Origin of the sequence: Coraliomargarita algicola, assembly GCF_033878955.1 — a bacterium.
In the GTDB taxonomy this organism is placed as follows: domain Bacteria; phylum Verrucomicrobiota; class Verrucomicrobiia; order Opitutales; family Coraliomargaritaceae; genus Thalassobacterium; species Thalassobacterium algicola.
In genome coordinates, this window is sequence record NZ_CP138858.1 from 3,022,634 (window position 1) to 3,036,172 (window position 13,539).

A 13,539-nucleotide genomic window follows, 5' to 3' on the forward strand; every position below is an offset into this window, starting at 1 on the left:
CTCGACTTATTCTAACAGGATTTCAGGACGGTTTTCATTTCAGGTTTTACATGTAGCTGACTTTGAGCGAATGCTTGATTCAACATGACCGTAAAACCCCTGTTGTCTCGTGCGTTAGCAGCGCTTATTGTGTTCACGCCTTTGTCTTCGACCTTGTGGTCGCAAGATGAATTTTACCTGAAAGACGGCGACCGCGTTGTTTTTTATGGTGATAGCATTACGGATCAGCGTCTCTATACTACTTTCACTGAAACTTTTGTGGTGACTCGTTTTCCTGATCGAGTGATTGACTTTGTGCATTCTGGCTGGGGTGGTGACCGTGTCGGCGGTGGAGGCGGCGGTCGGATTGATACACGTCTTGAGCGTGATGTATTTGCTTATGATCCCACAGTGATGACAATTATGCTGGGGATGAATGACGGGGGGTATCGTGCCTTTGAGCAGGGGATCTTTGACACCTATGTGAATGGAATGAGTGCGATCGTGGATAAGGTTGTCGCTCAAATACCAGACATTCGTATGACTTTGATCCAACCGTCGCCTTACGACGATGTTACGCGTGAGCCAAAATTTGCAGGGGGGTATAATGCGGTCTTGCTGCGTTTTAGCGAAGCGGTGCAGGAAATTGCCGAGGTTAAGCAGCAAAACGTGGCGAATTTAAACGCGCCTTTGGTTGCTATGCTGGAAAGAGCTAAGGCGTCAAATCCAGAGCTTGCTAGTAAAATTATACGAGACCGTGTTCACCCGGGGCCAGCTGGGCATTTGATCATGGCCGAGCAGTTGCTCAAATCATGGAATGCACCTGCGGTTGTTTCAGTGGTTGAAATTGACGCGACTGCCGGGAAGCTGAATCAGGCAGATAATACAGATATCAGTGGCTTGAATGTTGGCTCTGAGCAGCTCGAATGGACGCAGCTCGACCATGCACTGCCGATGCCGGTCGATCTGAGTAATGCTGAGACTGCGCTAGCAGTTGAATCCTCCGACTTTGTTGAGGCACTTAATCAGCAAATTATTCGCGTGACTGGGCTTCAAGCTGAGGGCTATGCACTGCAGGTGGATGGCAAGGAGATCGGGAGGTTTTCACCCGATGAATTGAATATTGGGGTCAATCTCGCCATGCTCAATACGCCGATGAGTCAGCAAGCGGCAACTGTGCATAAGTTGACTATTGAGCGAGCGAACATGCACAATATGCGCTGGCGCACTTACCAGGTTCCTTACGCGAACGCATCCGAGGAGATTCAGGCCTATTTGCCTAACTTATTGGAATCGCTGGATGTTGCGGATCGTGAATTGGCGAATATTCAGCGGGCGACGGCACAGCCCGTGGCGCATCAATTCAAATTGATTGCGATCAGTGCAGAGGACCTCCTGTTGGAGGGAGCGCCCGTGAGTTCGGTGCCTGCAAGCTTGGGGCGTAATTTGGCGCTTGGGAAGTCTTGGGTGACGAACGCTCCGAATACTTATGGCTGGGATAGCGGTTTGACCGATGGCTCTTGGACGGTGGGGAAGGAGACTACCTTTGCGACAAACGATGCAAGCGATTTTCCTAAGCATGTGACGGTCGACTTGGAAGAGGCCGCCGTGGTCGGGCATGTCGTGATCGGCGTGCCGCAGTTCGGTTCGACTAGATTGGTCGAGATTGCTATCAGTGCTGACGGTGTTGATTTTACCAAAGTGGGGCGCTATACCTTTTCATTGCGCAAGAAAGAAAAGCGTTTGTTTGATTTTGATGCTCAATCAGCGCGTTACGTGCGTCTGACTTACCTAGATCATTATGATGAGCAGGTCGGTTATACGCCGAGCTTTGCATTTACGACGGACTTGCAGGTTTTTGCCGCATCGAAGTGAGTGGAGCGACTGGATCCTTCAGGCTGCAGATTTTATTCCTGTGATTTTGACTATTGAGAGTTGGTTATGAGGGATTGATGAATTTGATTCACTAAAAAATATTATGGAAATTTTCATGCTTCTCTTAGGCGCGGCGCTCGCAGCCACGGGTGTTTTCTTATTCGGAGTGTATACGGTCGGCCCGACAGAGCGCGGCGTGTTAACAACCTTTGGTCGAGCGCAAAGACTGGGCGCGCAGTTGATCAGTGAAGACCCCGAGCTTGGCGGCTTACTCTCTGAGGCCGAGAAACTGCGCTACGATTACCCGATGATACGTGTCATTAAGCCCGGCGGCCCCTATTTTAAGTGGCCATGGCAGCAATTGATAAAAGTGGACATGACGATTCAAACCACAGACATCACTTGGGATCCGGACATCACTCAGGAATCGATCGAGTCGGTGACTAAGGACAATCTGACCGTGGCCATCACCGGGCAGATTCGCTGGCGCCCGTGTGAGCGTAATCTTTATGCCTATGTCTTTGGCGTGAAGTCGCCCCAGGCGCATATTATGGGGTATTTCATTTCGGTTTTAAGGGACCGGATCGCCACTTTCAGCGGCGCTGACGCGAATTCCAGTGAGCAAGAACTCGTTGAATTTATTTCGATCAATGACCTGCGTAAAAATGTTTCGACGATCAATCAATACATGGAGCAGGCTTGTAAGAAGACTGCGGCCCGCTATGGGGTCGAACTGGATGCTGCCTTGATCACGACCATTGATCCGCCCAATGAAGTGGATGAGGCGCTGGCCTCGATTAATACCACCAGCAACAATGTGGCCGCCGAAATCTCTCAAGCCAAGGCGGAGGCGGATCAACGCTTAAAGATGGCGGAGCAGGCGGTCTTGATCGCAGAAAATCAGGCCAATGCAGAGGCCGCTCCGCTGCGCGAGCTGTTCGAGACGCTCTCGCAGATGTATGCCAATGGCGGACGAGCGGCTCTAGACTCCTACCTGCGCAATGCCTCCTTGCCGCTACGCAAGAAGGCCTCCCAAACGATTATCAACCTCAATTCGGACAAAGTTTAACATGTCTTATTTAGTCTCTCTGATCTTGGGCGGTGTCATCACTTTAGTCGCGATCCCTATTGTTTATAACCTTGGCCGTTCGGCTCAGCTTTGGCGTGTGATTCCGGAGCGGACAGTGTTGGTCTACACGCTCTTTGGCAAAGTGATCGGCACACTTGAAGAGCCCGGGATCAATTTGCCCTTCAAGTGTTTCGGGCTACGCACCTTCTTGGTGCCTTTCTTTGGGAAGGTCTATACGGTTTCCACGACTATTTATCAGCATTATCTCCGCAATCAATTGGTCAACTCCGCCGAAGGGGCCCCTATGGGCGTGGGGATTTGGTATGAGTGTTTCATCAGCAATCCTACGGCTTACTTGTTCGAAAATTCGGATCCGGTCGGTTCCTTGTCTGCCAACGTGTCCACCGCCGTGATCAAGCAACTATCGAATCTAGAGTTAGATGTGCTGCTTGAGGATCGTGACGCACTTTCGCGTAAGGTGCGCGAGGAAGTTTCCCCGACATCCGAGCAGTGGGGCTTCACCCTGGGCTCGACCTATATCCGCAAAGTTGCTTTCCGCGATGCGGGCATGATCAAAGAAATTGAGCGTAAGGTGGTGAACCGCCTGCGGCAAGTGACTGCCTCGATGCGGCAGGACGGGGAGAATCGGGTCGCCATTATCAGTTCCAATGCCGAGAAAGAAGCCTCCCGTCGGCTGGGCCAAGCTGAAGCCGTTCGCCCTAAAATTGTGGGTGAGGCGCTTTCCGAGATCCGTGAAAACGAGGATGTTGCTGCTGTCCTATTCGATTTGCTGGATCTGCAAGCGACACTGAAAAGTGACGGTAAGATCATCCTCAACACCGGCGATTCGCAAGGGGGCGCAGGCATTCTTTTGAATAGCTAGTCGCGAGGGGATGCTTGCCTAAGAATGAAATAGGCGGCGGCGCATCATGGCTGCTTTTTGAGCCTGTTTCGTTCGCTTATACTCATGTTGTGGAGGCAAATTGAACTTTAACGAGCACTAGATGTAGGGCATCCCTGATGGTATGGCTACGACATCTAGTGCAATTCAAGCAACTTTATTTGAAACTCCGCAATCACTTCCTTATCCCATTGTGCGTAAACGGGATGGCAGTTTTATCCCATTTTCACTCGAACGCATCGCTCAGGCCATCTACAAGGCGGGCCATGCGGCGGGCATCGACGACTTCGCTTATGCGGGCCAAGTGACTGCCTTAGTGACGGCGAAATTCCTGGGTCAAAAAGAGACCTGTGTGACGGAAATCCAGAGTCTGGTGGAGCACGAGCTGATGGCGGGGCCGCACAAGGAGATCGCGCGTGCCTACATCGAGTATCGCCACGATCGTGACGTGGCTCGCGAGCGTGTCAGCAAGCTGAACCAGGAAATTCATGGCTTGGTCGAGCAGAGCAATGCGGAACTGCTCAACGAAAACGCGAATAAAGATGCGCGGGTGATTCCGACCCAGCGCGATTTGTTGGCCGGGATCGTGGCCAAGCACTACGCTAAGCAATACCTGCTGCCCAAGGATGTCGTTGCTGCCCACGAATCAGGCGATCTCCACTATCACGATCTGGATTACGCGCCCTTCTTCCCGATGTTTAACTGCATGCTGGTCGACATGGAAGAGATGCTCACGCGTGGTTTCAAAATGGGCAACGCGGAGATCGAGCCGCCGCGCTCGATCGCGACCGCCACCGCGGTGACAGCGCAGATCATCGCCCAAGTCGCCAGCCACATCTATGGCGGCACCACCATCAACCGCATCGACGAGGTGCTGGCGCCTTACGTCACGATCAGCTATGGCAAACACCTCGAAACCGCCCGGCAATGGAAAGTCGCCGACCCCGAGGCCTACGCCCAAGCGCTCACCGAGAAGGAGTGCTACGATGCCTTTCAATCACTCGAGTACGAGGTCAACACCTTGCACACTTCCAACGGGCAGACGCCTTTTGTCACCCTCGGCTTCGGCCTTGGCGAGAGCTGGGAGGCACGCCTGATCCAGCAGTCTATCCTGCGTAATCGTATCCGCGGGCTGGGCAAGCAGGGTAAGACACCTGTCTTTCCCAAGCTGGTCTTTGGCGTCAAGGCGGGGCTGAACCGCAAGCCCGGCGATCCGAATTACGATATCAAGCAGCTGGCCCTCGAGTGCGCCTCCAAGCGCATGTATCCCGATATTCTAAATTACGATCAGACGGTCAAGGTGACTGGCTCCTTCAAATACCCGATGGGCTGCCGCAGTTTTCTGGGCGCCTATGAGTCGGAGGGCAAAGAAGTCCACGAGGGCCGCAATAATCTCGGGGTGGTCAGCCTCAACTTGCCCCGCATCGCGCTGGAAGCGCAGGGGGATGAGGCACGTTTCTTTGATATCCTAGAGCAACGCCTGCAGCTCGCCCGCAAAGCGCTCGATACGCGTATCGCCCGCCTGCAGAATGTGCCTGCCCGCGTGGCGCCGATCCTCTATATGGAGGGCGCGTGCGGTGTGCGGCTCAAGCCCGAGCAGCCGGTTTCGGAGCTCTTTAAAAATGGCCGCGCCTCCATTAGCCTCGGCTATATCGGCCTGCACGAGTGCATCAACGCGCTCTATGGCAGCGACACCCACGTCTTCGACAGCGAGGCGCTGCGCGGCAAATCGCTCGCCATCGTCAAGGCCCTGCGTGCCGCCGTCGACCGCTGGAAGGAGGAGACTGGCTACGGCTTTAGCCTCTACAGCACTCCGAGTGAAAACCTCTGCGACCGCTTCTGCCGCTTGGACCTCAAGAAGTTTGGCCAAATCGCTGGCGTCAACGACAAGGGGTATTATACCAACAGCTTCCACCTCGACGTCGAGAAACAGGTCAACCCCTACGACAAGCTCGACTTCGAGTATGCCTATCCGCCCGTCGCCAACGGGGGCTTCATCTGCTACGGCGAATACCCCAACATGCAGCACAACCTCGAAGCGCTCGAGGCGATTTGGGACTACAGCTACGACCGTGTGCCTTACTACGGCACCAACACACCCATCGATGAATGCTACGACTGCGGCTTTACCGGCGAGTTCGAGTGCACGGCCAAAGGCTTTACCTGCCCCAGTTGCGGCAACAACGATCCCGCCCGTGTCTCCGTGACCCGCCGCGTCTGCGGCTACCTCGGCAATCCCGACGCCCGCCCCTTCAACGCCGGCAAACAGGAAGAGGTGAAGCGCCGCACCAAGCACCTGTAGTGCATGCTCGCATGAATTATCATCGCTACATCGAGCTCGACGTCATCAACGGGCCCGGCAACCGCTGCACTCTGTTTGTTTCAGGCTGCGAGCATCGTTGCCCCGGCTGCTACAACGCGTCCACCTGGTCGCCCGAGTCCGGGCACCCAGTCACCGAGGCGCTCATCCAGCGCATCCTAGCCGACCTCAAAGACAGCCGCATCCCACGCCATGGCCTCTCCCTGACCGGGGGCGACCCGCTCTTTCCAGGCAATTGCGCCGACATACTGCAGCTGGTGCAGCGCGTCAAAGCCGAGTGCCCCGAAAAAAATATCTGGCTGTGGACCGGTTACTTGCTGGAAGACCTCACGCCTGCGCAAAATGCCGTGCTCGACTACGTCGACGTCCTCATCGACGGCCCCTTCATCCAGTCACAAGCCGATCCCAGCCTTCGCTTCCGCGGCTCCGCCAATCAACGGATTCTAGAGCTTCAGCCAGATGACGCGTTGGAATCGTTTGGGTTCAAGCTTCTGTTTTCTGACCTCTGAATTAAGCTTCAAGCATGCTCCAGTTTCTATACGAAATCCAAATCTAACGATGCGCACGCTCACAAAGCATCCGCCGGGCTATTCGGCCGCTTCGAGCCCTCGATATGCAAGTAACGCGCTATCCGCCTCTTGATACAGCGGGTTTCAGAAGCAAGCAGCCTTGAATATCAGGGTTTCAGCGCCATAAAGAATTACTTAAGAAATATACACACAGAAATAAGGTGAAAGCCCCGTAGTGTTGTAAGTGAAGAGCCTAGCCTAAGCGAGCGTTAGTCTTAATTATGAAAATGCTCCCCAAACTTCCTATATCAAGCTGATCCAGGGGCAATGGAGCCATCAAGCAATAACTCATCTAATAAATAGCAAACGATACTTAAAGCATCTTGCATCAAGTGCTTAAGTAAGCATTCATCTTAGTGTCTACCCCAAAGCTAAATGATTAGCCACGAGGTGTTATAATACTGATGTGGAAATAAAATGAAAAATGAAATCGACGAGCCGAGATATTCAAAACACGCTTTAAAGGTAAGATAAAACAGAATCCCCAGACGCTTGAACCGAGTCGTCGATTAGAAAAAGAGGAAAGCAAACAGACATTCGAAGCACTCGATGAAGACCAGTATTCTAGACTCCACACTCACCACGGCCTTCGGCCACATCCAGACGCACCTTGTCAACGGCTAGCGCCGCGCCAGTGCTCATCGATTCGAAAAAAAATAAAATATGACTACACCACGTCCAAAAGTATTCATCGGTTCATCAAGCGAAGGCAAAGCAATCGCCGAAGCAATACAAGTAAACCTTGATTACGATGCCGAGGTTACAATATGGAGCCAAGGTGTCTTCGGACTAAGTCGAGGAACTCTGGAGTCGCTTGTTTCAGCAGTAGAGGAATTCGACTTCGCGATTCTTGTTCTCACTCCTGATGATTTAGTTACTTCGAGGGATGAGACGCAGAATGCACCACGAGATAATGTATTGTTTGAGTTAGGCCTATTCATGGGAAGTCTGGGCCGTGATAGGTGCTTTATAACTTATGACAGAAGAGCAGACATTAAGCTTCCCTCTGACCTTGCTGGAATAACAGCTGCGGATTTTCAGCCACATAGCACAGGGAATTTGCAGGCAGCAGTTGGCAGTGCTACGACGCGAATAAAAGCTGTTATGTCCGAGTTGGGGCCTTTGGACTCAAATGCGAGCCTATCTATAGATAGCGACGTGACATTTCAGCTACTCGCAGACTTATTAGATCGAGCAATTCATCAGTTTCTAATATTAGCCGAAGAGAACGAAATTGCTTTAACCAGAGCTGGAGTATTTGGGTTTGGTCCTAGATATGAATACAGTATTGGTGAACCTGGTAGGCAAAGTAGAGGGAATGGTTATTTTAGTGTTTCGGACACGTGCCACAAGTTAGCAGACTCCGGATTGCTCCAAGTTGATTTAAGAGATCGAGTTACTCTAACCGAGCGTGGCAAGGCATTTGCCGAATGGCTAAGAGAAAGTGGTTACAAGGCGAGCTACTTTTGGAGTGATCATGGAGGATGGGGAGAACGCCCAGATGGCATGAACGGAAACCATCCTTCAGAGGCACCAAGAAACCCGCTACTACCCCAAAACGATTAATTCGAACTAGCCGGTGGTCCCAATTCCTTTCGCGCTCCGCGCTTCAGTCTTGAGGCACCTCGACGTTCGCCTAAAGAAAATCGCCGATGTGCAAGTCGCTCGATAACTACACCAAAGCTGATTGGCTAGCCGCGAATACGCATGGCGGTTTAAGTCATGACACCAACATCTATCGAATTTTCCGCGTCGATTTCTTGTTGGCTGACCTCAACAGTGGCAAGAACACGCTCGTAAACCCGTGCTACGAAACCCAAGGTGACGATCTTGAGAACCCCTTGAAGGACGCAACCTTTGAGGTGGACGGAACTCAACATCAGCTCTTTCGAAGCATGATGGCGGAGTACTGATTCTCAGTCCTGGTCACTATCCCCTATTCCATGGGGGACATTTGGTGAGGGGCGTGATGCGATCAGAGTTCGCACGCAGGCCGGAAAGCTATTTGAGCGTCTGATGGATGAGGAGGATCGATTCTACAGTCTGTTTTATCACATGAGTTTGATCACCTATGACGACGCACAAGACATCCGAGACGGTATTGCCGCTGCCCACTTTTCCGATTTCCTAGACAGTCGGGGATACGAATTGCTACGGACTGTGATGAAGATTAGATCTGACTTCGATAAGGAGCAGGAGGTCAGACTGGTTTACATCCGCTCTCCTCGCGACGGCTACGACACTCCGCTCAAGCACCCCATTTCAGGTGATCAGAATCAGTTCTGCGCCCATCAATTTGATTGGACGGATATTATTGATGACTTCGAGTTCGATCCCAACAATCAAGGCTCTCCTGATGAGATCGAAGACGCGATAGCACGCTCGAAAACCTAACATGGCGAACAAGTAGGCATGAGAAGGCGTAGCGAGTAAGCTTCAAAAATGGAGCTCAATCGCATAGAACTACGCCACTATGAATACAGCAAAAAACACCCATACCATCGGCATCGACCTAGGCGACAAGAGCCACGAAACTTGCACTCTAAACGCAGAGGGCGAGATTATCGAACGAACAACACTGCTCAACAACCAGCCCGAGCTGATCCGTTTCAGCAAAGCCAACCGAGGCGCCACTCTCATCATGGAAGCCGGTTGCCATTCACCATGGATTAGCCGTCTGTTTAACCAGCGCGGCCACAAGGTAGTCGTCGCCAATCCACGCAAGGTCCGTGCGATCTACCAGACCGACAACAAAAACGATGAGCGTGACGCGCTGCTGCTGGCTCGTATCGGACGTTTTGACCGCAACCTACTCTACGGCATCGAACACAAGAGCGAAGCGCACCAAAGAGCGCTGAAGATCATTGAAGCACGCGATGCCCTGGTGAGCGCACGCGTCAAACTGGTCAACCATGTGCGCGGCTCTCTCAAAAGCCTAGGCATCTTCCTTCCATCCGGGTGCAGCACGGAGGCCTTTGCCCGTAAGGCCACGGAGCATCTTGAAGCCGCGGATTACGCACTCGTTGCACCGGTCATCGAAAGCATCGGCCATCTGAGTGAACTCATTAAAGCCGAAGACAAACACATCGATACTATGATCGCCGAGGACTACCCTGTGGCTCAGAAGCTATTGACGATCCCCGGAGTCGGCCCAATCACAGCGCTATCCTTTGTCTTAATTATCGGCTCGCCAGACCGCTTTGCGACAGCGCGAGATGTCGGCCCGTTTCTTGGACTCGTGCCTGGGCGTGATCAATCCGGCGACGTCGATAAGCCCATGCGCATCACCAAAGCCGGCAACCGCATGATGCGACGCTTACTCGTCAGCTTCAAGCCAAACCATGGCGATACAATGAAAGCGTGAACCAGTTAGCAGCTCCGAGACAGGACACCCACAAGCACCGAGCCTGGTAAGCTCACAAAAAAGAGTGCGTATGGAAGTCTGACATAGGGAATCCGTCTCGACATCCTCTCAAACATACATCATCAAAGAGTAACAAAATTGAAATTTTCACATTAAATATTAACCCCTTCTCATGGAAGTCGGAGTAGTCAACGTGGCTAGCGCCCCGTGACTATCCTCGACGTTGGGCAAGAGAATGAAAATGAATAAACAATCAGATTGTAAGCTAACCATCGGTTTATTTGCGACTCTAGTCATTTGCCTTCTAATTGCTGTTCTAGTTTACCCTGATGATTGGGTGATTCCACTCCCACTTGCCGCAGTATTTGGTCCATTTCTTGGAATGAAACTTGGATTATATGACTCATTCCCACTTGCATTGCTAGCCATCGGGCTCATTGCTCCAATTGCCTTTAAAAGAAATAAATTAAGAGTATTCCTATCGATTATCGGCATCTGTATCTGGGCTTTTGTCGGCCTTGCATGCGGTGCCGTCCTTTACGCCTAAAGCCCAACAAGTCGGGAGATGACAACTCCGTTACGGCTTCGCCTCCACTCCGCGCATCCCCTCTACGATCTACAGAAATAATGAAGACCTTCAGATTCACAGTTCCTGAACCTCAGCTGACTAAGCACGAAAAAGAAGGAAGAAAGAAAAAGGAAAGCTTAGGGCATTCTGACTACATACGAGCTTTCATCGTTTTTTGGATTCTTGCCTGGGTTTTCAGTTTTGCTCTAGGAGTGATTCTTCCTCACATACCGATTGAGAATACTCTGGTCATTATCACGTTTTTTCTAGCGATATTAGCATCAAGCTATGTTTCATTTTTTTTGGCGACGAGACACTTCCTAGTTTCCCGACTGAAAGTAGATCAAGGCGGAGTGATCAACTCCGAGTCGCTGCGCTCCTCTACGTGATCATCCTCCACGTTCGCTGAATAAATGAGAGAATTTAAACATCCACCATCGAAAGGAATTAAATATTGCTCCATCCTTCTTTGGGTTCAATCCGCGTTCTATTTGTTGCTGCCCCTCACGTTTTTGAGTGGGTCGAATTCAAACAGCTTGCAGGAGAAAATAACGTCTTCCGTTATCCTGTCTGCCCTAGGCATCTTAGCTCTCATTACTGGAAAAAAATTAAGATCAGCAAAGAAATGGGCTTGGGTTGCAGCTATAAGCTTTTGCTTCGTCTCCTTGGGTAGTCCATTCTTACCATTTAGTGCTCTAGCGCTCTATTTCCTATTCAAGAAAGAGTCTATGATGTATTTCACTCTTCCACACATCCCGAAGAATCAGAGCGAACAAGGCGGGACTGGACAATCCCATTTACGCGCCTGATATTCGATAACCACTTAGACTACTAAATTCATAGGCTGGGATTCCAGCCTAACCGTTCGAAAAAAATGAAGCTACACTGGTGTAACATGATCTACGACCCGGACTTGCGTGTAATCAGAACAAAAAAACACAGTGAGATGATCCTCGGCACAGTCTTCGTTACCCTTTTTATTGCCGTGGCAATTTTCTGGGTGTATATCCCTTTTCCAAAATTGGCGGTATATTGCTCCCCCCTTATTGTGTTGCCAATATTAGTTAGTTTAACGAAGAAAAAAACAAAAATAATCCTAGGGCAGGAAGGTGATCAGAATATATTCTATGGCGATTATAAACAGACTATAAGGCTGCCCACAGAGGGGCTGTTTAGTTGTCATGTCACGCTCAGTCATGGAGACAGTTATTTGGCCGAAATTGCCCATCAATACGGGACGAAAAGAACTACGCTATTTCATTGCGATGACACACCGACGGAAGCTGAGTTTGAAGAAATGTTTAAACATTTTGGAGCAGGAACGAAATGGACCTTCGAGAAACATTAAGCAATAAGAGAAACTTATTCGAACCAGTAGGCATGAGAAGGCGTAGCGAGTAAGCTCGAAAAATGGAGCTCAATCGCATAGAACTACGCCACTATGAATACAGCAAAAAACACCCACACCATCGGCATCGACCTCGGCGACAAAAGCCACGAAACTTGTACTCTGAACGCAGAGGGCGAGATTATCGAACGAACAACACTGCTCAACAACCAACCCGAGCTGATCCGTTTCAGCAAAGCAAACCGAGGCGCCACTCTCATCATGGAGGCCGGTTGTCATTCACCATGGATTAGCCGTCTGTTCAACCAGCGCGGCCACAAGGTAGTCGTCGCCAATCCACGCAAGGTCCGGGCGATCTACCAGACCGACAACAAAAACGATGAGCGTGACGCGCTGCTGCTGGCTCGTATCGGACGTTTTGACCGCAACCTACTCTACGGCATCGAACACAAGAGCGAGGCGCACCAAAGAGCGCTGAAGATCCTTGAAGCACGCGATGCCCTGGTGACCGCACGCGTCAAACTGGTCAACCATGTGCGCGGCTCTCTCCTTTGTATTAATTATCGGCTCGCCAGACCGCTTTGCGACAGCACGAGATGTCGGCCCGTTTCTTGGACTCGTGCCCGGGCGTGATCAATCCGGCGACGTCGATAAACCCATGCGCATCACCAAAGCTGGCAACCGCATGATGCGACGCTTACTCGTCAGCTTCAAGCCAAACCATGGCGATACAATGAAAGCGAGAACCAGTTAGCAGCTCCGAGATAGGACACCCACAGCACCGAGCCTGGTAAACTCACAAAAAAGAGTGCGTATGGAAGTCTGACATCGGGAATCCGTCTCGACATCCTCTCAAACATACATCATCAAAGAGTAACAAAATTGAAATTTTCACATTAAATATTAACCCCTTCTCATGGAAGACGCTTCTGGACAACGCCTAAAGGCGCGCCAGCCCTCCACGATCTGTGAAAGAGAATTGACCGCTTCTAAATTGAGCTTATTCTCCCCAATATGCGCACTTTAATGGAGCTTCAAAAAGAAATTACAGCGCTCGGCGAAGAAGAGCGCTCTGGGCTGGCATCTTTCATTTTATCGTCATTACCGAACGCACCCCTAGGGCCGGACGACCAAGAAGTCGTAAAAAGAGAAAATGAAATGGATTCAGGCAAAGCGCCCCCAATCAGCTATGCAGAATTCAGGCAAGCAGTCGGGCGATGAAGAAGGAAATAGTGTTCCACCCGAAAGTTCCGAATGAAGTCCGCGATTATTTGGAGCACTAGGCCAGCATATCTCAAGAACTGGAGGAAGCCTTTTGGAGGGAGCTGAACCTCTCTTTGGAATCAGCAGCCTCAAACCCACAACACCACCATTTTGATTCGAGCGGCTTGCGCAGGGTGAATCTGACACGTTTTCCCTATCACATCCTTTTTCGCGTGTTTCCGGATTATATCCGCATTACAGTAGTCCGACACAATAGACGACATGCTGTCTTCGGAACAAAACGTAAGTGAAGGGCAGATTCAGTCGACGCAGACACCCCATT

General features: G+C 51.1%; 14 protein-coding genes. All 14 read left to right on the forward strand.

Annotated elements, in window-relative coordinates; genetic code table 11:
- The first annotated feature begins 84 nt into the window (after positions 1-84).
- Positions 85-1,854, forward strand: coding sequence for a GDSL-type esterase/lipase family protein (locus SH580_RS12255; protein WP_319831150.1), 1,770 nt, complete (start codon positions 85-87; stop codon positions 1,852-1,854).
- A 103-nt stretch (positions 1,855-1,957) separates the two neighbouring features.
- Positions 1,958-2,923, forward strand: a complete 966-nt coding sequence (locus SH580_RS12260) for an SPFH domain-containing protein (protein WP_319831151.1) — start codon at positions 1,958-1,960, stop codon at positions 2,921-2,923.
- Position 2,924: 1 nt separating this feature from the next.
- On the forward strand, positions 2,925-3,806 hold the full coding sequence (locus SH580_RS12265; RefSeq protein WP_319831152.1) for an SPFH domain-containing protein: 882 nt from the start codon (positions 2,925-2,927) through the stop codon (positions 3,804-3,806).
- A gap of 142 nt (positions 3,807-3,948) precedes the next feature.
- Complete coding sequence (nrdD, locus tag SH580_RS12270) at positions 3,949-6,126, forward strand: anaerobic ribonucleoside-triphosphate reductase (protein WP_319831153.1); 2,178 nt, start codon at positions 3,949-3,951, stop codon at positions 6,124-6,126.
- 11 nt (positions 6,127-6,137) lie between these two features.
- Positions 6,138-6,653: an anaerobic ribonucleoside-triphosphate reductase-activating protein gene (gene nrdG, locus SH580_RS12275; protein ID WP_319831154.1), complete on the forward strand. Its 516-nt coding sequence runs from the start codon at positions 6,138-6,140 to the stop codon at positions 6,651-6,653.
- A gap of 723 nt (positions 6,654-7,376) precedes the next feature.
- Positions 7,377-8,279 carry a TIR domain-containing protein gene (locus tag SH580_RS12280; protein WP_319831155.1) on the forward strand — a complete coding sequence of 301 codons (903 nt, stop codon included), beginning with the start codon at positions 7,377-7,379 and terminating at the stop codon, positions 8,277-8,279.
- Between the two features lie 86 nt (positions 8,280-8,365).
- Positions 8,366-8,626 carry a hypothetical protein gene (locus tag SH580_RS12285; RefSeq protein WP_319831156.1) on the forward strand — a complete coding sequence of 87 codons (261 nt, stop codon included), beginning with the start codon at positions 8,366-8,368 and terminating at the stop codon, positions 8,624-8,626.
- A 142-nt stretch (positions 8,627-8,768) separates the two neighbouring features.
- Positions 8,769-9,107: a hypothetical protein gene (locus SH580_RS12290; protein ID WP_319831157.1), complete on the forward strand. Its 339-nt coding sequence runs from the start codon at positions 8,769-8,771 to the stop codon at positions 9,105-9,107.
- Between the two features lie 79 nt (positions 9,108-9,186).
- Positions 9,187-10,077 (forward strand): IS110 family RNA-guided transposase, encoded by an 891-nt coding sequence (locus SH580_RS12295; protein ID WP_319831158.1) that lies wholly within the window; start codon positions 9,187-9,189, stop codon positions 10,075-10,077.
- 241 nt (positions 10,078-10,318) lie between these two features.
- Positions 10,319-10,624 carry a hypothetical protein gene (locus SH580_RS12300; RefSeq protein WP_319831159.1) on the forward strand — a complete coding sequence of 102 codons (306 nt, stop codon included), beginning with the start codon at positions 10,319-10,321 and terminating at the stop codon, positions 10,622-10,624.
- Positions 10,625-10,704: 80 nt separating this feature from the next.
- A complete protein-coding gene (locus SH580_RS12305) occupies positions 10,705-11,034 on the forward strand; it encodes a hypothetical protein (protein WP_319831160.1) in 330 nt (109 codons plus the stop codon).
- Positions 11,035-11,540: 506 nt separating this feature from the next.
- A complete protein-coding gene (locus tag SH580_RS12310) occupies positions 11,541-11,993 on the forward strand; it encodes a hypothetical protein (RefSeq protein ID WP_308951716.1) in 453 nt (150 codons plus the stop codon).
- A 93-nt stretch (positions 11,994-12,086) separates the two neighbouring features.
- Positions 12,087-12,626, forward strand: coding sequence for an IS110 family transposase (locus SH580_RS12315; RefSeq protein ID WP_319831161.1), 540 nt, complete (start codon positions 12,087-12,089; stop codon positions 12,624-12,626).
- Positions 12,526-12,747: a transposase gene (locus tag SH580_RS22195; RefSeq protein WP_425607094.1), complete on the forward strand. Its 222-nt coding sequence runs from the start codon at positions 12,526-12,528 to the stop codon at positions 12,745-12,747. The genes SH580_RS12315 and SH580_RS22195 overlap by 101 nt, the downstream gene beginning before the upstream one ends.
- Positions 12,748-13,539: the final 792 nt, after the last annotated feature.

Bases quoted from the DNA above. Each gene is read 5' to 3' on its own strand.
- SH580_RS12260 (WP_319831151.1), top strand. From the start codon at position 1,958: ATGGAAATTTTCATGCTTCTCTTAGGCGCGGCGCTCGCAGCCACGGGT.
- SH580_RS12255 (WP_319831150.1), top strand. From the start codon at position 85: ATGACCGTAAAACCCCTGTTGTCTCGTGCGTTAGCAGCGCTTATTGTG.
- SH580_RS12285 (WP_319831156.1), top strand. From the start codon at position 8,366: ATGTGCAAGTCGCTCGATAACTACACCAAAGCTGATTGGCTAGCCGCG.
- SH580_RS12265 (WP_319831152.1), top strand. From the start codon at position 2,925: ATGTCTTATTTAGTCTCTCTGATCTTGGGCGGTGTCATCACTTTAGTC.
- SH580_RS12305 (WP_319831160.1), top strand. From the start codon at position 10,705: ATGAAGACCTTCAGATTCACAGTTCCTGAACCTCAGCTGACTAAGCAC.
- SH580_RS12310 (WP_308951716.1), top strand. From the start codon at position 11,541: ATGATCTACGACCCGGACTTGCGTGTAATCAGAACAAAAAAACACAGT.
- nrdD (WP_319831153.1), top strand. From the start codon at position 3,949: ATGGCTACGACATCTAGTGCAATTCAAGCAACTTTATTTGAAACTCCG.
- SH580_RS12295 (WP_319831158.1), top strand. From the start codon at position 9,187: ATGAATACAGCAAAAAACACCCATACCATCGGCATCGACCTAGGCGAC.
- nrdG (WP_319831154.1), top strand. From the start codon at position 6,138: ATGAATTATCATCGCTACATCGAGCTCGACGTCATCAACGGGCCCGGC.
- SH580_RS12315 (WP_319831161.1), top strand. From the start codon at position 12,087: ATGAATACAGCAAAAAACACCCACACCATCGGCATCGACCTCGGCGAC.
- SH580_RS12300 (WP_319831159.1), top strand. From the start codon at position 10,319: ATGAATAAACAATCAGATTGTAAGCTAACCATCGGTTTATTTGCGACT.
- SH580_RS12290 (WP_319831157.1), top strand. From the start codon at position 8,769: ATGAGTTTGATCACCTATGACGACGCACAAGACATCCGAGACGGTATT.
- SH580_RS12280 (WP_319831155.1), top strand. From the start codon at position 7,377: ATGACTACACCACGTCCAAAAGTATTCATCGGTTCATCAAGCGAAGGC.
- SH580_RS22195 (WP_425607094.1), top strand. From the start codon at position 12,526: ATGTGCGCGGCTCTCTCCTTTGTATTAATTATCGGCTCGCCAGACCGC.